This is a genomic window from Mesorhizobium sp. CO1-1-7 (assembly GCF_020164885.1).
In the GTDB taxonomy this organism is placed as follows: Bacteria; Pseudomonadota; Alphaproteobacteria; order Rhizobiales; family Rhizobiaceae; genus Mesorhizobium; species Mesorhizobium australicum.
On the sequence record NZ_JAIUHA010000002.1, the window covers coordinates 1 to 22,184 of the forward strand.

15 protein-coding genes and 1 pseudogene are annotated in these 22,184 nt (G+C 57.6%); 7 read left to right on the forward strand and 9 right to left on the reverse strand.

Annotated features, from left to right (window positions below; genetic code table 11):
* Positions 1–195: 195 nt before the first annotated feature.
* Positions 196–333, reverse strand: a complete 138-nt coding sequence (locus tag LB516_RS29095; RefSeq protein ID WP_411969378.1) for a hypothetical protein — start codon at positions 331–333, stop codon at positions 196–198.
* A gap of 43 nt (positions 334–376) precedes the next feature.
* On the opposite strand from LB516_RS29095, the gene LB516_RS03445 reads away from it, so the two are divergent.
* A complete protein-coding gene (locus LB516_RS03445; RefSeq protein WP_411969379.1) occupies positions 377–553 on the forward strand; it encodes a hypothetical protein in 177 nt (58 codons plus the stop codon).
* A 355-nt stretch (positions 554–908) separates the two neighbouring features.
* On the opposite strand, the gene LB516_RS03455 is transcribed toward LB516_RS03445, so the two are convergent.
* From LB516_RS03455 to LB516_RS03485, 7 genes are all read right to left on the reverse strand, one after another.
* A complete protein-coding gene (locus LB516_RS03455; protein ID WP_224718936.1) occupies positions 909–5,228 on the reverse strand; it encodes a YCF48-related protein in 4,320 nt (1,439 codons plus the stop codon).
* A 98-nt stretch (positions 5,229–5,326) separates the two neighbouring features.
* The gene (locus LB516_RS03460; RefSeq protein ID WP_224718937.1) at positions 5,327–7,672 is read right to left on the reverse strand and encodes a S8 family serine peptidase; all 2,346 of its coding nucleotides are present in this window, start codon (positions 7,670–7,672) and stop codon (positions 5,327–5,329) included.
* A gap of 12 nt (positions 7,673–7,684) precedes the next feature.
* Entirely contained in the window at positions 7,685–8,968 is a 1,284-nt protein-coding gene (locus tag LB516_RS03465) for a hypothetical protein (protein ID WP_224718938.1), read from the reverse strand.
* A gap of 1 nt (position 8,969) precedes the next feature.
* Positions 8,970–10,151 carry a hypothetical protein gene (locus LB516_RS03470; protein WP_224718939.1) on the reverse strand — a complete coding sequence of 394 codons (1,182 nt, stop codon included), beginning with the start codon at positions 10,149–10,151 and terminating at the stop codon, positions 8,970–8,972.
* A 28-nt stretch (positions 10,152–10,179) separates the two neighbouring features.
* The gene (locus LB516_RS03475) at positions 10,180–11,838 is read right to left on the reverse strand and encodes a GMC oxidoreductase (protein ID WP_224718940.1); all 1,659 of its coding nucleotides are present in this window, start codon (positions 11,836–11,838) and stop codon (positions 10,180–10,182) included.
* A complete protein-coding gene (locus tag LB516_RS03480) occupies positions 11,838–12,335 on the reverse strand; it encodes a gluconate 2-dehydrogenase subunit 3 family protein (protein ID WP_224718941.1) in 498 nt (165 codons plus the stop codon). Before LB516_RS03480 ends, LB516_RS03475 begins: the two co-directional genes overlap by 1 nt.
* Positions 12,336–12,361: 26 nt before the next feature.
* The gene (locus LB516_RS03485; RefSeq protein ID WP_224718942.1) at positions 12,362–13,474 is read right to left on the reverse strand and encodes an HAD family hydrolase; all 1,113 of its coding nucleotides are present in this window, start codon (positions 13,472–13,474) and stop codon (positions 12,362–12,364) included.
* A gap of 101 nt (positions 13,475–13,575) precedes the next feature.
* Between LB516_RS03485 and LB516_RS03490 the strand changes: the two genes are divergently transcribed.
* Positions 13,576–14,511, forward strand: coding sequence for a hypothetical protein (locus tag LB516_RS03490; protein WP_224718943.1), 936 nt, complete (start codon positions 13,576–13,578; stop codon positions 14,509–14,511).
* A 764-nt stretch (positions 14,512–15,275) separates the two neighbouring features.
* Positions 15,276–16,241, forward strand: a complete 966-nt coding sequence (locus tag LB516_RS03495; protein ID WP_224718944.1) for a hypothetical protein — start codon at positions 15,276–15,278, stop codon at positions 16,239–16,241.
* Between the two features lie 359 nt (positions 16,242–16,600).
* Here LB516_RS03495 and LB516_RS28805 read toward each other — a convergent pair whose 3' ends face one another.
* A complete protein-coding gene (locus tag LB516_RS28805; protein ID WP_263492386.1) occupies positions 16,601–16,735 on the reverse strand; it encodes a hypothetical protein in 135 nt (44 codons plus the stop codon).
* A 1,662-nt stretch (positions 16,736–18,397) separates the two neighbouring features.
* Here LB516_RS28805 and LB516_RS29100 point away from each other — a divergent pair.
* The 4 genes and pseudogenes from LB516_RS29100 to LB516_RS03510 all read left to right on the forward strand — a co-directional run.
* Positions 18,398–18,817 (forward strand): annotated as a pseudogene (locus LB516_RS29100) (transposase); the annotation flags it as partial.
* 190 nt (positions 18,818–19,007) lie between these two features.
* The gene (locus LB516_RS03500; RefSeq protein WP_224718945.1) at positions 19,008–19,682 is read left to right on the forward strand and encodes a DUF433 domain-containing protein; all 675 of its coding nucleotides are present in this window, start codon (positions 19,008–19,010) and stop codon (positions 19,680–19,682) included.
* Entirely contained in the window at positions 19,661–20,074 is a 414-nt protein-coding gene (locus LB516_RS29105) for a hypothetical protein (RefSeq protein WP_224719176.1), read from the forward strand. Before LB516_RS03500 ends, LB516_RS29105 begins: the two co-directional genes overlap by 22 nt.
* Before the next feature lie 1,130 nt (positions 20,075–21,204).
* Positions 21,205–21,429, forward strand: coding sequence for a hypothetical protein (locus tag LB516_RS03510; RefSeq protein WP_224718946.1), 225 nt, complete (start codon positions 21,205–21,207; stop codon positions 21,427–21,429).
* Positions 21,430–22,184: the final 755 nt, after the last annotated feature.

The window sequence follows — 22,184 nt, forward strand, 5'->3', positions numbered from 1 at the left end:
TTTCTCTTCATCAGTCCGTCCTTCGATCAAGGGCCGGACTCTAATCTCAGATGGAGGAAATTCTCAGTGGCAGGTCACAAGCCCTCCGGATTTGCCTCAGTGCCGATTCGCTGAGCTGCTTAGTTCGGCACCACCATTGGGTGGTCGCGCGCCAGTATCGGGAGGGCAGCCCACAGTGAACGACAAGATGGCGCTTCAGCGACTTGACCCTTTTCTGTCCTCAAGACAACCAATGTGGTCAGGGATCACCGACCGTTTCGGATCGACCGCGGGTTCCTGGGCCCGGCTTTTGGGTTCGGCCGGCTGTATGGTCTTGAAGAGCAATGAATTCACCCTCTCGATGAGGTCCGGAAGATAGACGCAACTGCCGGTTCGCGTGTCCGACGCCAAGCGGCAGAAGGTGCTGGAAGACGAGAACGTCAAGCTGAAGAAGCTGCTCGCCGATCAGATGCTGGAAGCCTCGGCGCGGCGCGAGCTTCGGTCAAAAAATGTATGGTCCGCCCCGTCCGTGCAAGGGTTCGCGACATCGCCGATGACGATTCCAGTTGCATAAATGTATCCGGCCTCTCGCGAGTGGACTGCTGTTGCAGCCAGGCCATGATGAGATCCGCGCACGCCGTTCCCAATAAATGGTTGGGGCACAAAGCCCTTTTTTGCACAGGGCTTACGGCATGCTGATCCACTGTTTCGTCATCGCTATTCCCGAGCCTTGCAATCGAGCCGAGAGTGTCAGGCGATTCAGGATACCTGCGTTCGTAGAGCGCTCCCGGCTTGGTCAGGACAACCCAGACAATGCGCGCCATCTTGGCGCCGAGTGCGAGAACGGCCTTGTTCGGGTGCATCCGGCTCTGCAGCCCATCGAGCCAGCTTCCCCAAGAAGGTCAACCGTCGACCTCGCGCCAAGCTCCTCAGAATTGTCCCGTAAAGTTGAAGTCGACTTGCCTCGTTGTTGGAATGTTGAGACGAGCGGCTGTTTCCCACGGGATTTCGACGGCAGCCAGTTTCAGCGGCTCCAGATAACTGGCGTAGCAGATGGAGATCGCCGTTAGGTAACCTTGGATGCTGCCCGGGTAGCCTTTTACACCGCCCAGAGTGTCGAAGAGCTTGCCCCACAGAGCTGCGCTGCTGCCACAATCACGACACACGGCAATCGCAGCGAGATACTCGGCAATCGGATCGAGTTGAAATCGCAAAAATCCTACGCTCGCGGCCTCATGTGCTAGGATGACGCCGTTCACAATCAGGGTATCGATGCAAGAGTGAGGCAAATCTGCGCTAGTCAGTGCCACAAGCGCTGCTTCTCGCAGAAAATCGCCGGGGACGAACTTAGTCTCTAAGCTGCATTTTGCTAGAATAAATGCGGCCTGATCCAACACATCACGATCGGCGCGCGCAGGCATGGTAGCGACCGGATTTAACCGATCGAGGTAGTCGAGATAGACCTCTGGCACGTTGACCGGCAGGCTCTCGATGTTGCCGCTGTCTGCGACTCGGGCGACTGCGGCATCGACGAAAAGCGTGATCAGCAACGGCGTTACCTTCAGCGCCTTTGTCTTGGAAGCGCCGCCATGTTCGACGATCGCAACGATACGGTCGGCAAGTGCCAGCTGCTGTCGTGCTTCAAACCGATCCGTTAGGCTGCGGCGCTGCAGGTATTCGGTGATGAACGGCACTAGCAAGCTGAGCGTAATCGGCTGCGGGCGCAAGACGGTGTGATACGCGCCACCGAGTGCAATCTCGTGTCGGGTAGTTATAATCAACGCATTGATCGGGGTGGCTGTGCCGTACAACTGTTCAACGTGTTTCTGCGTTGCCTCGGGGCGTTCGGATAGCGCATCGACTATCACCACGACGCGCTTGCGCCGCAGCAATGCCTGCACAATGTCGTCGTCTACCTCATCGTCACCGACCGCTTTCCTCAACGCGGCGGTAACGGCGGCTTCGAGATCGGTGAAGTCATCCGTAATGATAAGCGGAATAGCGGGATTCTTCATGAGCCGCCGCTCCGGAGCCACCTCGCCAGCCCAGCGCGCAATCGCACAGGCCAATGTCGTCTTCCCACCGCCACCGCCGGCAACAATGGACACGATTGCCCGATCACCTGAGAAGAATGCTGCAATATCTGCCGATTGAGGCTCTTTGATCCTTGCTCCGTCTGCAACGTCGCCGACGATGAGCGGAAAGGGGATATAGATCCTGCGGTTCTTGTACACGGCCAATTCAGCCATTGCATCCTGAGACAGCTTTAGGCGCCGCTCGACCCAGGCATCTAGCACCTTTTCGTCGCCGAGAAATTGGTCACGCACCTCCGGCGCCAATTCCTTAAACTTCGCCTCGCGGGCTACGTATCGCACCAACCACGCGTCTCGTACCCTAGGACGAAGCTTGAACCATAACAAAACATAGTGGCTCATGAGTACGGCCGCCAATTTGCTGAGCGCCGTACCGTTGGTCTTCACTGCGTCATCCACCTCGCCGACGAAGCCACTGCGCCCCTTCGCCAGCCTCGCCGGCTCCAGACAGTAGACTGCACCGATGGGAATTAGGTAAAGTGCGACGATCCCCAGCAACCCGATCGCCGGCCAGATTACGTATGCAAACTGCGCAAATAGTCGGTCGAGGAAGGGGCGATAGTTAATTGTGCCCAAGACTTGGGGCAGAGTGGAAGGGCCGCCGTCGTCAAGGGTTGCGCGAAACGAAATCTGGGCGCCGTTCGCAATCATTTCCGCGCCGGGATTCCACTCGGCGCGCCAGGTTCCGTCCGAATCGCGGGTAACAGTTTCGTGTTTGATACTCTCCCACAACACCGGCCGATCGGGTCGTTGGACAGAAAACTCAATCGCTTTAACTCTCAGCGGTTGCTGACTAGTGAAATCGGGCGGACCGTCAGGGTCATTGGCACGAAAGGCAACTTCGACGCCTCCGTCCACGCTCTGGTTCAGCGTAACCGTGTCCAGCTGAATCATCGCGGCGTAGTTGCGCTGCCCGAGCTTGATGCGCAGACCATCGCGACCGATGGCAACCGCCTCACCATCGCCGGCTACTACTTGCTGAATTGCCGGCCTAAACTCGGGGTACGTGTCGGATCGTCCCTTCGTCAAGACATGGTTGCGCAGATCGTCAACGGCTACGTCTACTGACGCGAAAGCCCAAGACCTGCCATAGTCGCGCGATTCTAGAACCGAACCGTCGGCTCCAGCAGCAACAGCGTTTGCGCCAACGAGCGCCATATCAACCAGACGGCCGTTTGACGAAGGCATCTCAGCGAAAGACCAATTGCGCCCGGCGTCTTCTGTCCAAAGCAAGTCGTCCCCGGCGGTTGCTAGACCGTGTTTTTCATCGGTGGAAAACACCATCGAGCCGAGGTAGGGCTGCAGATGGGCGGGCAATATCGCTGGTATCCAATGCTGGCCGTCGTCGCCGGAAACGACGACCTGTTGTTGCTGGGTCGCAATCCAATTAGAACCACCTACGAAATGAGCCCCTCCGATACTACCATCGGGACCAGGTATCGAACGCCAAGTCTGGCCTCGGTCGTCGCTCAGGAAAATGCCTTCTGCGAAAATCGCAGTTCGGGGGCTTCGGTGGTGGCTGAGCATGATGGCAGGTCCATCGGCCACGCTCCCCAGGTCCTGCTTCGCCCAAGCTTTGCCGCCATTTGCGCTGGTTGCTACGGCAAGCTTTGAATCCGGTGTCCGCCCGACGACAACGACATCCGTTTCATCCACAAAACTGAGGTCATCTGCCTGAAAGTCGGCAAGCGTTGGGGCCTCATGCCACTCCCTGCCGCCATCGTTGCTCCATCGCAGATTGCCAGACGTCGTGATTGCGGCTCCCACTCTGGGATCGCCAAATGCTACTTTGGCCAATCTATCGCCAGCTGGAATTGTAGATTTTGCTAGATGCTGCCCACCGTCAACTGACCACAGGCCTCGCCCCTCCCCATCGATGGCGAACAAATTCTTCGGGCCAGACAGCGCTCCGTAGACTAGATCTGAAACCATTCCGTCCGGTATGGACGCGGTTTGAATATCAGCGTGAGTGTCGTCCCAAGTTTCAAATGTAGCTGCTTGCCCTGCCACTACCGCGTTTCCGCTATCGACCACAACCAGTGTACCAAGTTCAGCCTCAACACGAGAATTTCTTGCCAGTGTTTGCCAAGTCATACCGCCGTCTCGGGTTGTTATGACTGATCCGCGTTTGCCAACGGCAATTCCCCGACTCTTGTCCATGAATCCGACAGCATAGAGCCGACCTTGGTATGACGACACTGCTGGAGTCCAAGTCTGTCCACTGTCGTCAGAGATGAACACGTTAGGCCCGGGTCCATGCCCGCCGCTGATCCGTCCTTCGGCGTTGATGTCGGCGAAGTTACTGTCACCGACAGCGACTCCGTGAGAATCCGAGGTGAAGACGACGCTATATAGGTTCGCGGCTACTCGGACCTTCATGTCGGCCCAGCGCCAGCTCTGACCGCCGTCTTCTGAGGTGACGATGTTACCGATTTGCTGTTTATCGGCTAGGGCGAATGCGCTGGCGTCTTCGGCGACTGCAACGACATGATCCGCATCTGCAAAGGAAAGACTCCGAAAATTAGCCCTTGCCATCTCGGGAGTTTTCGTCGGCGGATCCAAGGTGTGCCCGCCATCAGCGCTGATCAGGATCGCGCCCGAATCGCCGACAGTGATAAGTTTGCCACTTGGCCCAAACGCGGCCGCCCTCAAGATGCCCACGCCCGCTGGTAGGCGGGAGGGTGACCAGATCTGGCCACCGTCGCTAGTCCACAACGCGATGCCGTCGCCAACCGCGACGCCGTGCAGGCCATCACTGAAGGCCACCGCGTAGAGCGATTTGGAGCCAGCACTGCGAACAGGCGAGACGTGCCATCTTCGCCCTCCATCAGAGCTACGAAGCACAGTAGCGCGGTCCCCTACGGCAATGCAGTCGAGGTCGTTCTGGCAGGTGACGCCCCAAAGGCTCGGTAAAGATTGTGGCACCGCAATAGGTTGCGACCAAGATCCACCTTTGTCGTCGGACCAGAGAATAGTTCCGTCCTGCCCAACAGCGACAATAGAGGCGCCGCCAGGCGAAGTTGCCATCGACCATAGATAGGGGGCAAGAGGTGCCTCCAAGTGCCAGGGAGCCGTAAAGGCTCTGATGTCATTATCTGCAGCCTGAGCTGTGGCCAGCGACCCGACCACGCCAAGTATCCCGCCAAGCACCTTCATCAAAAACTCTATTAGCCTTGGCATAGACCCGCGTCCTCCGACGCCCCCCGGCTTTACTCTCGGTCCGACTTGCAGTTATCGATTCGTTTCCGCTTGCTTTAAGGATCGGCTTGAAGGGTGCCGCTCAACTCGCCGCAGATGGCCAAAGCGTAGCCTTGGGGCGGGTAGACGGTGTTGCGTGCCCAAACGCGTACCCGATACTCGCCTGCTTCGGGCGCAGGAATACGGACCTGCTCCAAGGTATTATGGCGGTCTGAGATGAAAGGATCGCCAACGTCGGGTGGCCCGAATATCCGGTCGAGCTTGTGGTCGGGATTGCCGACGATCTGCTTATTGCTCGGGGTAGTGACGAGAAGTTGCAGGTCGTTCTGGACGTCGGCCCCCGGCGCGTCGGTCCAAGCGAGCGTGATCCGCATCTGATCGACTGCGCCTGGCTTCGCGGTAAAGGTATACTTGCGCAGGCTTCGGCCAGGATCACCTGGCCCAACGCCGCTGGTTAGCGCCCTTCCCGGATCGTCATTGGGCACGTCGTCGTACAGGATCGTTCGGCCGCTCGGCGCGCCCGCTATTGGAAGCAGTGTGGCCAGGTCCAGGCGTCCAAAGCCTTGGTCAAAGTCCGGATAGCCAATGGGCGGGGCAGCCGGATGATCCGCGGCAGGCATTGGACGCGTGGCGCTTATGAGAAGTGCCCGCATCAAAGCAGCAGAAGGAGGTGGGCCGCTCGCTACCAAATGTTGGCGCAGGATTGCCGCTGCTCCAGCAACTACCGGGGCGGCCATACTAGTTCCGTGAAGATAGCCGTATTGGCCGCCGTACGCATCACAGGGTTCGTAGGGCAGCGGCCCGCCCGCTAGACGCGGCGCCAACACCCAAACCCCGGGCGCTGTCAAATCTGGCTTGATCGCGCGGGTGTCAGTGGGGCCGGCGCTTGAAAGCAGCGCCACCTCGTCGATCGCCGGCGTCATCCTTTCCGCACCCGCTGGATTCGGGAACAAATTAGAATCGTAGACGTTCCACGTCTTGTCAAAGTCAATGCGGTCGGTGCCGCTGGCGCCTACAGCTAGTGCATTCTTGGCGGTAGCAGGCGAGCCTATAGTCCACAGCGAATGGGTGCCGGATCGCGCGTCGCCCTTGTTGCCGGCAGCAAACACCACCAGCACATCCGGATGAGCCCACACGAACCTGTCCACGGAAAGGGCAGCAGAATCGTAGACCGCGCCAACTGGGGAACCCCAGCTGCAGTTGATTATTCGGGCACCGTTGTCGACAGCAACTTTAAGCAGGTCACCCAAATCCAGCGGAAGAGCAAGTTTTCCGTTATCGCGGCGCATGCCTACGACGACCAGTTCTGCGGCCGGCGCCATCCCACGAAGCACCCCACCCGATGCAGCGCCTGAGCCAGCCGCAATGCCCGCCACATGCAGACCATGACCGAAGATGTCCTCGGGATCGCAACCGTCGAAACCTACTTTGACCTTGATTCGGCCCTTAAAATCCGGATGGTCGGTAATGCCACTGTCGAGGATCGCGATGATCTGGCCCTCGCCCATCAATGGAACCCCCCCGCCTGCCGCGGCAATCCCGCAAAGTGGCCTTATATGGTCGACGGTTAATGTCGTGGCTCGAACGGGGGTAAGCATGCGCACCTGCGAAAAGTTCGCCACCCGGGCCAAGAGGGCATCGCTGCCGACAGCATTGAAACGCACGCCATCCACAGACGCAGCAACGACCGTGACGCCAGGCATAGCCTTGAGCCTGCTAGACAGTTTGCCTCTATCCTCCGTATGATGAGTCAGGGCATCATATGTCGCCAAGGTGGGTGGTCCACCTGCTTCATCGTCGTCGGCGAGTGCCCGAAGCAGGTCGCTCGAGACGCTGTCCAGTAAATCATAGGCCCTCAGACTCGCAACGAAAGGCAATGCCTTTACTGCTTCCCGAATTGATGGCGGCACCTCAACCTGATAATAGGCTTTCCTGTAGTTAAGCAGGCGAACGCCGAGAGCCTCCAACGTCTGGCGACGCTCAGTGGTCAGCGATCCATTGAGAGCCAATCGCATCGGACCCCGCTTTGATCTGCTTCGCGGCGCCTGACTGGCGAGCTTGGCGAACCGGCGCTTGAGGCGAGGATCGTGACGCTTACCGGGCTGAGCGATCCACACCGGCCGTGGCTCGGCAAGCCCCGGCGAGGCGGAAGCGAAACCGGGTTCGGTGGGCGAAGGGATAGCGTCAGAAGATTGGGCGCCTGACTCAAGCGCTTGTGTCGTCTGCGGCCGCAGGTAGGTATCGAACCCCGCCGCCGTGACCCGCGCAAGCGTGGCGCTGTCAAGGTCGGCCTCTACATATTGCTTGAAACGAACCGGAGCCGTGTCGGCCTGGGCGAGGATGGCGTCCAGTTCGTTGGCCCGGCTTGATTCACAGAAGATATAGCCACGCGGACCGCTCATTGCCAACTTCTCCTACGCGTCGTCGTCGGCCCATAGGCCAGGTGCTGGCTTCAGGTCGGACATGAAAGCGCCCATTAGTGCCTGCTGCATCGCCTTGTCCGGGCCAATGCCGGGAATCCGGTCCGCAGTCAGTGTCGGAGGAAGCTCGAGAGGCGTTAGCTCGGCCCGATAGTCGCAGGGCCCAATGTCGAGAATCGGGCAGAAAGCGCAAGAACCAGCGGGCCGGGCCAGTCGCCTCGTGGCGGTGTTGAAGGTCAGTTTACCCTCTTGGGCGGCAGCGACCAATTGGGCCAATACCTTGGGCTTACCCGCTGACCAGGCTTCGGGATTGCCGGTAGGGTGAGGCCCGAACACCACGCGCGCATCGAGCGACCGTCCGTCCGGAAGGTCCCCGTATTGCAGGATGACCTCACGACTCATTAATTCTTCGATCGTGTCGGTGTTTTTGGGATCACCTTTGGAGAAACGGCCCTGCAACTCCCCAATAAAAGTCGAGGCGGTATTTTGGCTGAACACCACGATCACCGACGGCAGGCTCTGGAACAGCTGGCGCAGGAAGTATTTCCGTTGGCGAAAGCATTCCGAGACAATCCCCGATTTCTGCGTGCTAGTCATGCCCGGAAGGTTGTCCGGCGGAACCGGGTTGCCCGTCACCCATTTGGCCGAGGGGCAGGCCACCATATTGCCATAGGAGAGGTCTTCGCCGACCGCAAGGCGTCCGCTTGGCCAGCCCATCGCCTGGGTTAGGCCGTCTAGCAGCCCCTGATATTCGAGATACATCTGCTGGGCACGCCAAAGCAGGTTCAGCGGGTGGTCTCCGTCCGCGTCGGGCGGCACCTTAAGTTGCAGCGTGCCATCGGGCGGCGTGTCGCTCGGGCCGCCGCCTCCGAATGCCGCATAGTCGGCCTTGGAAAGTTCGGGCTTCGAGGTTCCGCGCCAGCGGAAATAGTGGGCATATTGGCGGTAGTCGTCAAACAGCGGGTTCAATGAACTACGAAGCGGCGCCCACCACCCCGGTAAGTTGGGGTTGATACCGACGGCCATGAGCGGCGCCTTCCGACAACCGCTGAGCATCTCCGGCACCAGGGGCGCTCGGCCCACATAATTGGCTGTGGTTTGCATGCCAGGCTTGGGCGTCCCGGCGGTCTTGTAGTCGAAACTGTGGTAGGTACCCCACTCGCGGAAATAGCTGCAAGCATGTTGGGCGAGGCCCGGCGTCTGGGCCACACGCTCGGCTTGGCAAGGCATGAGTTCGAAGGCGAGTTCTACCTCGACGGGAATCTGTGAGCCGGCCACCTCAGTTGCCCGCGATCACGGCCCAGGTGGTGATCGCGCTGTTCACCGAGGTCCAGTAGCCGAAGCCCATATAATAATAGACAGCCCACATGGCCTGCAGGCTCTGTTTGGCTGGACGATTGCGCAACGCGCCGTTGATCTGCGGGTCAGAGCAATTGCGGATCACCAACCAGTTGGGGGTAGACTTGCCAGTGGCTGCCCGCTCCTCAACGCAGAGGCCGAGCGCGGCATCACCCATTTCCACCGCTGCCCCGAATTGGTCCAGTTTGTTCACCGAGGTGCCGAACTCAAAAAAGTCGGTTGTGAGGATCGGATGGAAGGCCGGCATATCGATGCCGTCCATCTTGATGTCGGGGTCATTTTCGGTGATCGGTTTCGGAATATGGTCAAGCGGGGCATAATTGGCCGTGGGAGGCAGAAATTCCGGCGCCGCGATCTGCGATTTGAACCCGCGCATCAACTCTACGGCCTTGCCAAACATGCTGGTGCTGACCTGCCAGTCGGACTTGTACGCTTTGCCCGCAAACGGCGCTTTGCCGAACTCCTTCTGCACCCGGAACATTGCCCCGCGGGTGACGACGACGTCGCCTAGGTCATGCTCGGCGAAGACCGCGCCAGCTGTCCCGGTGGTGATGATGAGCGATGGGTCAGCCTCGTCCAATATCTGGTGAAAAAGATCCTTCACCGGCAGGCTAGCATTGCCCGGCGAGAAAGGCGGGTCCTGCACACCGTCCTGGTTTAGGTGTAACTCCGACTTCAAGCAAAGCACTGTCTTGGCCCCGACCTTGGTCAAATAGTAACTCGCCAGCCGCTGCGCGTTGCGAGCCGGTGCACGCTCGCGAATTTTAGGCAGATACGCCGAAAAATTTCGCGCATAGCGATACCAATGGTCCCGCGTTATCTGTGGGGTCAGCACGTCAGCGAGTGCTGAAACCTCGTCCACCGTCCACGTTACTACCACGACATCCGCTTTTGGAAGCGGGTCGTTTAGCTGCGGCTCGGGGTTGATAGGATAAGGGGCCGGCCTGAGGCCGGGAGGGAACGGAATCTTCAGATCCGCCGCGAGGGCAGCCGACGTCGCGAGCACGGACGGAGGCACGTTGTTGGTCATGTCCGTTGCGGTAATGCCGGCACTGAGTAATTCGACGGCGAGTTGCTGGCGGAAGTCAAGGTCGTCGGTCATGTTCAACTCCTATGAGGTCCACGCCAGGTCAACCCTGAGGCATAGCTGTGCAGACACGGTATGCATTCGCGAGCAAAGTCAGCGACGGGTTTGATGCACCGGCGGTAGGCATCCACGCAGCGTCCAGAACGGTTAGTCCAGCCACCTCGTGAGATTCGCAATCGGGGTTGAGCACCGAGGCGCCACGGTCGGCACCAGCGCGCAAGGCCCCATGAACATGACCGTAGCCGGGATTGGCCTCCTCCTGCGGGTCGTTCTTGCGCAGCACGCCGCCCTCGTTCCCAACCGCTTCGGCAATGGTGTCCAAGGCAAAGCGGCTGGTGGCCAAATCCCATGGGTCGTGGCGATAGAACGTCTTGGGGACCGGCACGCCCCAAGGGTCCTTGGTCACCGGATCCAACTCAACCCGGTTGTCGTAAAGGCTCATGGCATCGCCGGTGAACGAAACCGACACACCCGCCTGGCTACGAAGCTCTTCCAAGTAGCTGATCAGGTTTGAGCCCCAGATGTTCTTCAGGCTCGGGCCCAGCGAGGCACCTTTGACGAGCCGCAGCGGCGTGGTGCAGGTGAAGGGGTCATAGACCGAGAATTTGCCCGCCTTGCGCAAATCGCCAGCGCTGTCCTCGTAGGTGTAGAGGCCGCGCAGCTGCAGGCTGCCGATCGCGGTCACCGGCTGGTAGGCATTGTTCAATCCCGGGTTCCAGACCGGCTTGCCCGGGAAAGTGAAGTGGCCGTCGCCCTTGGGGTGATAGGTGAGGAAACGGCCGACCAGTTTATAGGGATCGGGCACCCCGGAAAGGAGAAAGAGACGTGCCGACTGGATTGTCTGCACGGACACGATCACCCGGTCCGACGCCATGAACTGTTCCGTGCCGCCAGGCTCGGTCACATACCAAACGCCGCGAACCCGGCGACGTCCGTCGGGCCCGGCCTCATGCTCCACGCGGATGACATAGTGGTTGACCCGCAAATCGCATCGACCGGTGGCGAGCGCCCGACGCAGCATGGTGTTAACGGCGTTGGCACGGCTGCTCACCCCGCATCCGAAGAACTGGCAGAAACCACAGAACGAGCAGGCAGGCCGTCCGTCATAGGTTTGTGAGTTGATCGCCCGCGCGCCGAAATAGGGCTTCAAACCAGCCTTGCCGAATAGGTTGAGCAGGAAGTCGGAAGACTCGTGAGGCTTGAGCAGGGCCATCGGATACTGATACCCAGGTCGCATCTCCTCTTCCGACTGTTCCGCCGCCCCCGAAACGGCCCAGTCCCATTCAGCCATCTCGAACCAGGGCTGGAATTCCTGGTAGCTCCAAGGCCACTTGACCATGTGCTCGGCGTTGGGAATGCCCTTCATGTAGGGCGTGACGTCGAAGTCGGGCGTCGTATAGCGCGGGAAGTTGGCGTCCCAGACGTTGGTGGACCCACCAACCATCGTGACCTCCCACCAGCGCTCACTGCGCACGGGGCTATTCCCGTCGAGACCGGCGTAGATCATCGGGTCGTCGACAATCCTGGGGATCAACGTCTTGTGTTCTCGGAAGTGCAATTCATCCAACGGCAGGAAGTCTTCGGCGCCAACCGGCCCGCCTTTCTCAAGGACGACGACGTTCCAGCCTCGCTTTGTCAAGATGCGCGCTGCCGTTGAGCCGCCGGCGCCGCTTCCGACGATGATGGCATCAGGGCGAGCCATCAGAACGGCTGCCGTTGAGGAGGCGCGCCGGGATAGCCCAGCCAGTTCCAGACCGCCCCGTTGCGATTTCCGCCCCAGCGGGGGTCCGCCAGGCAACCTTCGATTGCGTGGCTTCGCATCACCATGAAGAAGTTCTTTTGCCAAGCCATGTCGGGGAAACCAGCCAGTGCACCCGCCTGCAGCTGGCTTAGAAGGTCGGTAGCCTGATCCGGTGTCAGCGCGGCCAGGTTTGCTAGTCCTGGGTATCGCACCTTCGCCGCCCCAGTGAGCATGGCCAGCCCCGCCTGGTATGTCGCCCGCCAGCCAGGCACCTCATAATAAGCCTGTGGCATGGCGAGTAAGCAATCGACATAATCGCTGGCACCGGCTTCGCGCGCGCCCGGACGTGCCGGCGGCGCACCAGGCCAGATCGCTTCGAGCAATGTTGCGAGATCTGCGTTCTGAGCGGGCGTGAAATAGCGGGCAGCGGTCATTTGTGGCGCGGGCGGGACGGTCATCGTTGCGATCCTCCTACACTTGGCGATTATTCCGGCTTTATCCCCAACAGCGCCTCAGCCCGCTCAACTATCCCGATATATGGCGAGATATCGGGAACGCCCGAGTGCTGGATCATGTTCAGAACGAGAGCGTCGTCAGCATCGTTGAACACGGCGCCGGCATCCGGGTAGAGCTGATTGTTCTCGCGCACGGCGTGCGCCTTGAAAAGGACTACGAACGCGTCAGCGAGAGCCTTGAAATCTTGCAGAGCGTAGAAGCGATCGTCATCGTCTCCGGTCTGAATCCGCCGCCAGGCGACGTCAATCCCCCTCCAATAGGCGCGTGCTTGATCATGTTGGTCGAAAACCCACTGACCCGACCTGCGCGGCAAGCCACATCCTACTGCGAACTCGATCATCGCCTCTTCAGCCTTCAGGTGCACAGGGTCGGCGAAGTGGTCGATCAGATGCAGAAACAGGGCCATAGCGCGGCGCAGTTCTGCGGGGACGGCGATGTTTGGCGGAGAGGTCCAGCGATCGGGTACCTGGACCGGTGCTTTGCCATTCACCAGGACACCAATCCCTAAAGCAATAGCACCGCCAACTGCGAAGATCCGCTCGCCGAGCATGTGCTCGTGCTCAAGCATCGCCTCGAATTGGCGGCCGCTGCTGTTGGCCGAAGCATCAAGCTTCCCCACCAGCGCTCGCATGAATTCACCGCCTGGCGGGTTAGGCTTAGTCAGGCTGTCCATCCCGGCCAACTTAGCCCCGATGCACTCGTTAAAATTCTCGCCGATAAAAAGGCATTGGGCGATCGGCACTTTGAACTTATTGGCGGCGAACTCATATATGGCCGCCGCTGGCTTGTCGGCAGCCGCCTCATGATTGGTAATGATATCGACGCGCGCAATGAAGTCCCCGATCGTCAGGTGACCGCCATCCGTTCGTTGCGAAAGCACCGCTTGAGTGACCATGTCACGACCTGCGGCGTCGCTGATATCTGAAGGCAGATTGGTAATTGCCCCCATCCGAACGCCAAGACTCTGCACCGCCTCTAACAGCATCTGCGTAGTCGGCCGGAAAGGCACGAGATGGCCGGGACTATCCACCGTGCCTAGCGTATCGCGTACGTCGAAAAAAATGGCAGATATTGCCGACATTTCGACCCCCCCTATCCACCTGCCCTAAGATGTGTTTATTTCGAGCCTAGTGTCAATCTTGAACTTTTGTAACACACAATATTTCATGGGAAGAATTGACAATGGTCCTGCAGGTAGGCGTTTTCGTGTTCGATCCAGCGTCTGAGGGCAGTGCAGCAAAGCTGTCATCTCCGACGATGGTTCCAGCACACGACATCTTCGGGGATTATGACTCGATTGCCTCGGTCGAGCTTGGTGGCACGCCTCACCTCGTGGTCTATGAACGCGAAAGCGGGGCGGCGCGATTCTACGCAGCCTCGCTCACAGCGCCCTTCTTCACCCCGGCCGGCAATGCAGATCTTGGAGTAGAGTGGGACGCGATTGAGTGTTTCGTGCTCGCCAACCAGCCTCATCTCATGTGCTATAAGCGTAAGGACGGACACTTCGAGTTTCGGGCGATTGGCCAAAAACACACCCTCAGCGACGCGCTCGAATTCCATCGCTCGCATGAGCCCGGGCCTACTGCCGGCTTCACGATGATACGGTCGTTTGTCGCTATGAACCAGGTCGCGTTCATGGGCTACAATAGTGAAACCGGGGCGGTTGCGATGTATACTGTCGCCGCCACCGTCAGCGCACCGCCAGGTAAGCCCACCTTGCAGCCGCTCTGTGTTTGGTCCCACACATGGGCGAAGAACTGGACTCGCTTCGTGTTCTTCGCAATGGGCGGCGCCAATTTCTTCCTGAAGACCAACACCGGCGGCAAGGGTAACGTCAATATCGACCGGATAATGGATGGACTCATCACCGGAACGCTTGAGGTGTCGACTCAGATGGACCTGCACGAGGCCCTTGACCAGACGCTGAACGCCGCACTGGTTCTCGAAGATGGATCGCCTTACTTTCTGACCTGCAAGGCCGATGGATCGGGCGTGATCTATCGTATCCACCCCGACTGCCAAGGGTGGGATGAGGTTTTGCCAGTTGTCGGCCCTGATAAACCCGCGCACTTGCTAACGTTGCGCTTCGGCACCAGGCACCTGGTGCTGTTTTGCTAATCCTGCTTTTGGACTAGGTTTCCTGCTCCGGACAAGGCGGCTGCGTCGGACAAATCTACAGCTCAATGAAGGCTGGTGCGGTCGAGGAATGGGGCGATCCAGCTTGTCACACCTCGTCTTTCGATTGACTGATAATCACACATATTTCCATGGTGATTATCGAGATAATATTGTCTGATTCTGGCTCTGATTTTGAAGATAACACAGCCCGCCCAAGCGGCGTATGGCTATGCAGTTGCGCACGGCGGGAACCGGGTCCGAACCTGTCCGGCTCGAGATGGCTTCATCCGGCATTGAGCGCTCAGAGCATTGCGGCCTGCCGGAAATCAGCATCGCATATGTGAGCGTCCCTACCGCTGCTCACATCCTCCACCGCCGCTACACACCTCCTATGAATGCACCGCTGAACTGCCACGATGCCTTCATCGCTACATTTGCCCAGGCTGCACGGCTTGAAATCGAAACTACCTATCAGCGGCCTCGGAGACCACTCAAGAATGCGAGAGAGAGTCTATACAGAAGGAGACGGACGGGCGAAGTAATGGCTGGAACCAGGTCGACTCCACCCTCCCCCAGGTTTGGGAACCCAATCGAGGTGTACGAAGACAATAAGTCAGGGAATTATCCCGTTGACGTACGGCAGCGGCATTCGTGGCCCACTTCATTTCGCGACCTATCTCCCAGCACTCACGTGCATCCTCTTGATCTTTTAGAGGAGAGCGGAGTGTGTAATCGCCTCCCCAGTTTTTCTTTTTGGATTCGTGATGACCGACCATTTTGATTCCGAAGTGCTACTTAGCATCGCTGACCTTCAGAAGCGCAAGAAGGACCTCCAAGAGTGGCAAGCCGAGATTACGTCATTGCAGAAACAGGTGGCCGAAACGCTGGCATGGCTCAACCTTGTCGCCAAGTTGATTGGTCCTGAACGAGCCAGTCAGCTATTAGGTGACGTTCTGCTGCCGGCGCAGGTGAGCACATCAAATGCAGCGATCCTACCCCCTGAGCCCCATCCGGGGCGTTCCGCGATGGGAGACGAGGTTAAGCAGTTCTTGAAGACCCAGGCGAATGGAGCGACAAGTCGGCAGATTATTGACCATCTCTTGCAAACCCAGGAGTTTCAAGAAGGGGTCCAGCGCAACAGCAACAGCGTCTACATGTTGTTGTCTCGCTTGGTGAAGCGTCATGAGCTTCTGAAAATCGAGAGCAGGTATTATTCGCCTGTAGCTCGTCCGAATGAAACCGGCGGCTCCGAAGTGGAGACCGTTGTTTTAAAGGAATCGAGGGGAGCACGTCTCAGCTCGCCTGCGGGTCGTGATGCAGAACCCACACACGCCGACGTCGACAGGGACCGGGATGCTTCTGCCAGCGGTCCGCAGACCTCGACCGACTATGTCGGACGGGACCCAGCTGCAGTTCCACCGGAAGTCCCTCCAGCCCAGCCGCCTCCAATCACGTCCTCTGCAATCACGTCCTCTGCGACCAAGTCGCTGTTTCAGACAGAATCAGCCGCAGCCCCACCGGAAGTTTCTTCAGCCCAGCCGACTCCAATCACGTCCCCTCCGACCAAGTCGCTGTTTCAGACAGAATCAGCCGCAGCCCCACCGCAAGTTTCTTCAGCCCAGCCGACTCCAATCACGTCCCCTCCGACCAAGTCGCTGTTTCAGATAGACTCAGCCGCAGCCCCACCGGAACGTCAATTCCAGCCGCTGGATTTCAGCCGCGAAGACTGAGCATTGAGGAGCCAAGCTGGAGAGCAACGCACATTTCATTGAGGGTCTATCGACATCGACCTAGAAAGTTCACTGTGGGTGTAGCCCCTCGACGCAAGCTAGAGGGCTCTGCCTTCGCGGCAAAACGCTTCGGCCTACATCTGGATATTTTGTTCACCCCTCCACCTCGGAGAGGCTCTGGAGAGTGAGTGAGTAATGTGCGTGAGTGATACGTGAGCGTGGGCGAGTGATGCGTGAGCGTGGGCGAGTGATGCGTGAGCGTGGGCGAGTGATGCGTGAGTGGGCGAGAGAGTAGGTGAGAACCGAATGGACCGAAGATCTCCTGCAAAGGATCTTTTCGCCTGATGAGCTTGGGAGACCTAATTATTATCAAGGGCATTATCAGAATAATCACTGGCCAATACCATGATAATGCGTGTCAGGATGCTCACCGCATCATCCCAGTGCTCCGCCGCCGCACTACACTCCGGATGTTTCCGGCTCACCTTGCTCATATGGACTCCTGAGTCTCAGGTATGAGGAGTTCGTTCCATTGGTTCCAGAGGGGGAGCCATCTGGACACGGTTCGGCATGAGAGCACCAGTCGCAGTAAACTAGCCGGTCCCGCGTGTGGACAGCAGCGGGCTCGTCACCCTCCCCGTGACGATGATGATGGACAAGGATGGCAGCCCGCCCGAGGTAGCGGCCGACGCAGCCCGTCTCCTGGCCGGCTCAGCGGATCTGGCATAGCTCGAGATAGGCCGCCGCGGGCAAGGTGGACGGGCTACCCTCCACTAAACCCTTACAATGATTGACAATCTCCGATATTTTTAGGTGGGGCTTTACATCATAGCCCTGCCTGTCTATCCTGATGCCACTTCCGAGCCGACCCACTGCCGCCGAATTCCACTCGATCTTCCTTAAGAAGAATAAAGAGAAGGAAAAGACGGACGGGTGAAGCTATTGTGAAATCCCATAGGGATTCCACCTGTTTGGGTTTGAAACCCCCACCAATCATATTAAAGATAATATATTCTATTAATAATACCTCAGTGATTTGAATTACAAAAATGCTGCGCTATTTTTATGGCGCATTTAATAGATAATCGTTACATGGATTATCTGGCCGGTTATCCTTGGTTCCATTAAACGGATTATCCCGTCGCAATATGCAGATAATATTATATCTTTTTTCTCTGGTTCATTAGCACCAATAGGCTTCGCCAGGATGACCCTCACGCATTTTCCTGCGGTGCTCGCTGCGCTGCGCTCCTCGGAATGCTCCCGGGACCACCTGGCTCGCTACGGCTCCTTCCCACGGCCCAGGAGGGGAAGACGTTCCCAGCATTATTAAGGTTAATCATTATCTCGATTATCTCGCAGATAACGAAGATTGATTTACAAAATAATCGCAGTACGGGATTTTGCTGAGCTGGGTCTTGAGCCTGTATCACACCAGGGACCACACCCCTGGTTCAAACTACCCCCCGGGTGTCTCTCATCATACAAACACACCCTCCCCCGTCTTGTTCCTGGTTTCAGGGGTTCGGTTCATTCCCATGGTTCGGGCGCTTCGCGCCTTCGGGCGTCTTGAGATCGAAACAACCGTGAACCAATGGAGGCCATGATCATGGCTGCAATCTGCGTGCTCGACGAGACCACGAACCATCGAGACAAGCCAACATATCGGAGGCAATCCCTGCCGCCGATTTCGGGACACACGGTAGTGGTTCGATAGTCCCTTCGCTCGGCTTTAATTGCCTAGATAGTCTGCAGTCCAGAGCCCTGGCCGTCGTTGAAAGCACCAGGATTGATCCGGATCGTCCGGCCGTGACGTCATACTTCGTTGTGGACCCTAGACGCTTGGTGGTCGGCTAAGCCGACGGCAGGGGTCCGCCACCAACGCATGTGTCAGGAAATCCACCTTCCTGGCTCGAGACGAGGGAACTGATAGGGAGAGGCCCTCAGCCCGGACGTGAATGATCAAGCAAGCTGGATACGCGAGTTTCTCAGTCCAGCGACGCCTTCCAGTTTCTTGTTTGTGGCGGAGACCTGAGCCCTCCTTCAAGCGGTCTCGTCCACGTCCCTTGGGCCAGCTCCATCTGGCTCGGCACGGCGCTTGAACCTGCACGCAGAACCACCGCGGCTCGTACGCCGGATTCTGCCCAGCTCGCCGCCGCCCCGGAACAAGTGGCCACGGCGCGGCCGGCAAGACCATCGTCATGGACATAAACCAACTTGGCGGCGACATGCGCGTTAGTGATCCCGAACGTCAAGAGATCCACGCTTCGCGACGTGACGCTTCGCAACGTCAAGCCCGGCTGTGCCGTCTCGACCTACGAACTCATGTCCCGTGGTTTCCTGGAAGGCGATGGCTACAAGCACAGGCCCGTGACGCACTCGCAATGGACTGGTCGCACTACGACTGGAGGGACGGGAAACCTATTCGACGAACCACGTCGAAAGCTTCCAAGTTCTGTTCAAGACCGGTTCATTCGACGCACATTCACATGTCGTCAAAGCACATACAGCGCTACTTGGATGAGTTCACTTTTCGGTCGACCACCGCGAGATGCAGAACGCGATGTTCGTGTTAGATGACTTTGGAGCCAACCGAGACGAAATCGCCTTCCTTCGCCAACCCCACGCCGGCGGCTTCTTGCTGGGCTATGAAGTCCGTAATCACCCCGTCGACATAGCTTCACGAAGCGATAGTGACTGATCAGCCATAATCGGTAAGAATACCAAGGCGCTGCGTCGCCGCAAGTGACTCGGCGGAAGGAACAAATGGTTCAGACAAACGCAGATCTGTGGAAGCGGCGTCTCTACGTCCCGAACTATCGGGTGGGGGAAGCCGCTCGCTACGCCAAAATCGATCCGCAGACCGTGGCTGCATGGCAAAAGCGCTTGCTCTCGGAAAGAGAGAAGCGTGCGGAGCTTTCCTATCTGCAATTGATCGAATTGGCTGTGGTTGCCGCCGCTCGCAAGGCTGGTATGAAGCTCAAGGATATCGAAGCCGCCCGTAAATATGCCGGCGCAAAGCTTCAGAGCGAGTTCCCGTTTGCGGAATACCAATTTAAGACCGACGGCAAGCATCTTTTATTCGACGACGCTGAGCTCACTGACGGCAAGCCTGACTCTTGGGTGTCGGCTGACCAAGGAGGGCAGCTTGTATGGAAAGAGATCGTCAACAAACTGCGGGAATTCGAATATCAAGATGGACGTGTGCTGCGTTGGCGAGTTGCCGGCCCAAAATCCCCTATCGTCATTGATCCACGCATTTCATTTGGGGCGCCGACGATCTATGGGATTGCTACGTGGGCAATCAAGGGACGCTTTCAGGCCGGTGAAAGTGACCAAGAAATTGCAGATGATTTCAATATCAAAGTGCCTGACGTAAGAAAAGCATTGAAATTCGAGGGCCTGTTGGGGGGAAGACAATCGCGAGCGACGGTTCACTAACGTTCTATTTTGACCGGAACTGCGGTAAGCGCCTGCCAGAGGCACTCTGGAAGGCCAGGCCCCCTTTTGGGGTCGAGTGGCACCACAATCCGAAGAATCAATTCGCTCCCGAAACTGAGGACGATGTTTGGTTAAGCGTTGTCGGGCAGAAAAACTGGATTGTATTCAGCCACGACCAAAAATGGCACGACGAACTCGTCAATAGGGAAGCAATCAAACAACACAAGATAGGTTGTTTCTACCTATGGGGAGGATCATGTCTAACGTGGGACAAGCTGCGTTGCTTCGCGCGAGCGTCCGCCCGTATTCAGAGGCTAGCCGCCTCGACGGTCAAGCCGTTTATCTACCAAGTAGATTATCACGCTCGCATAAAGAGCGTTACTATCCCGTGAGGCTGTCCCTGACGCTACGCATCTCAAGTGGATAGTTCCATTACATAGTTGATCCAAGGAAGGGCCGAGCGAGACGTCGAGCGGAGCGGCCACAGCGAGCGACAGGTAACGCGGAAGCGAAGCTGGGGAACACTATCGAAATAATCCGAGGCGTTCACACTCGGTTGCTTGGGCGGATTTGAGGTTCCGGCCTTCTCGACACTGCACCTCACCACCTAGGAGGGCAATTCAGCCCCTGGTTCCATCCATCGATTGTTGACCCCGAGCTTGCTTTCCTTGGTTCCCATTGGTTCGCGCCTTCGAGGTGAGAGAACGTCGACCCAGCGACGTAAGTGCCGACACCGTCGGTTGGTAGTTGGTCAGTTTGAAATCTGGCCTTTGAACGACCCGTCGCGGATGCCATATTCAGGGCAGGACGGCGGTTATATATTTGACAGACCCGGTTAGCGGGCATAGCTTCGGACTTGACACCGGTCCGGGCCAAATTGGGTCTCGTAGAGACATTGGAAAAACACGCGAAAACAAGCTGAAAACATGGAAACCAGAGCGGCCCGCCCCTCCACAAGGCGGGCCGTTTGCATTGGGCGGCAAAATGTCGAGTGCCCTCTTTAGAAAGCCGAACATATTGAAGATATTTATGGTCTAAAGCGGAATCAAGGCGAAGGTCCCGTTCTAGCCAGCCCTGTCCCGTCCCATCGAATGAACGGCCCGCTCTCATCGTAGACGTGCCCAAGCCGTTTCTGCTAAGAAGCGCTCATGAAATTTATCCTAATTATTATGTTTTTTGCCGATCGACTCGACACTCAGAGTGTGACCGCAGCTACTAGTGCCAAAATCGTGACCGCAGTTACGAGTGCGGAGTTTGATAGCCTTACCGCCTGTGAGACAGCGGGCCACACACTGCGCAGCACCGACGGCAATATGGACATCAGATGGCAGTGCTTTCCTAAAGAATAGCTACAAGCCAGAAAACACGCGCCCAATTTTAGTCTGTGAAAAGCGCGACATGGGTGGCACCCGCTATAATAAGAATCGCTCAGGTTGTGTTACGTTAGGAGACTCGAATCAAGGGTTGTGACGACAGGCGTGAGGAAATCACCAAAAATGGCGTTTAAGATCAATACGTAGCGATGAAATCGAGCCAAATTGGCCCGAAAGGAAATCAGCCTAATTTGCCTGTCGTCATCGAGAAAGAGCGAGAAATTGACGGCGTCATTATGGGCGTTCTTTCCGATGGAACGCCTTATCTCAACCAACGTGGCCTTGCGGCTCTGTGCGACGTGCAGAATGCCCATATGGCACGATCAGCAGTCAATGGAACGACGCTGATCAGAAACCGCGTATCCAACGGGTAAAGGCGATCCTCGCAAAAGTCGGCAAGGTTCCCGCAACTGCCCACATCGAGGTCCTGCACAAGGGCGCAGTTCATTACTGTTATCCGGCAGACGTAAGCCTCGCCATCATGGAATACTACGCCATTGACGCGGGCGTTAAATGTTTTTCCGGCGTTTTCATCACCTGGACTCAAATCATGCCGAAGCGGCACCATACAATCTATTGCGACGAATCCTCGAAAAAAGGTCGCTATTTTCTCCAACTTTTATGGCAGCGCCTTGATCCAGTCAGCGGATCGGCAGGCTATTGAAAAGGTTCTTAGGGAGAAAAAGGAAGAACTAAACATCTTCGGTGAAATGACCTTCCCTGCCGAACTATAACCCAGGCTGAATATCCGTTCGCCTAAACCCTTCCTAAAACCCATCACCTTGCGGTCTGTCTCTCGTCGACCTCGGATCAGGACGACCCACGGACGCGTGAGGAAAAGAACCAATGTTGTACTGGATTGCTGCGATCCGATGGGCAGCAAATCCAGATCGCTTTTTTTGGCTTTGGATCGCTCGAACGCAGAGCGCCACAAGCGTACCAGCATCCCTGAACCGTCGGAGTAACTCTCCCCGTGAGAATCCTTGCGCGCTACCAATTCATCCAGTCTAGTTCCGCCGTCGGTCGGTCGCGGATCCCAATCTGCAATCCGATTTACAGGAAGCGATCAGCCAATCGGCTGATAACCGACTGTGAGGCCGACGATCCTATGCCAGGTTCGCCAGTCTGG

Bases quoted from the DNA above. Each gene is read 5' to 3' on its own strand.
- LB516_RS03455 (WP_224718936.1), bottom strand. From the start codon at position 5,228: ATGAAGGTGCTTGGCGGGATACTTGGCGTGGTCGGGTCGCTGGCCACA.
- LB516_RS03460 (WP_224718937.1), bottom strand. From the start codon at position 7,672: ATGAGCGGTCCGCGTGGCTATATCTTCTGTGAATCAAGCCGGGCCAAC.
- LB516_RS03470 (WP_224718939.1), bottom strand. From the start codon at position 10,151: ATGACCGACGACCTTGACTTCCGCCAGCAACTCGCCGTCGAATTACTC.
- LB516_RS03475 (WP_224718940.1), bottom strand. From the start codon at position 11,838: ATGGCTCGCCCTGATGCCATCATCGTCGGAAGCGGCGCCGGCGGCTCA.
- LB516_RS03480 (WP_224718941.1), bottom strand. From the start codon at position 12,335: ATGACCGTCCCGCCCGCGCCACAAATGACCGCTGCCCGCTATTTCACG.
- LB516_RS03485 (WP_224718942.1), bottom strand. From the start codon at position 13,474: ATGTCGGCAATATCTGCCATTTTTTTCGACGTACGCGATACGCTAGGC.
- LB516_RS03490 (WP_224718943.1), top strand. From the start codon at position 13,576: ATGGTCCTGCAGGTAGGCGTTTTCGTGTTCGATCCAGCGTCTGAGGGC.
- LB516_RS03495 (WP_224718944.1), top strand. From the start codon at position 15,276: ATGACCGACCATTTTGATTCCGAAGTGCTACTTAGCATCGCTGACCTT.
- LB516_RS28805 (WP_263492386.1), bottom strand. From the start codon at position 16,735: ATGAGCAAGGTGAGCCGGAAACATCCGGAGTGTAGTGCGGCGGCGGAG.
- LB516_RS03500 (WP_224718945.1), top strand. From the start codon at position 19,008: ATGGTTCAGACAAACGCAGATCTGTGGAAGCGGCGTCTCTACGTCCCG.
- LB516_RS03510 (WP_224718946.1), top strand. From the start codon at position 21,205: ATGAAATCGAGCCAAATTGGCCCGAAAGGAAATCAGCCTAATTTGCCT.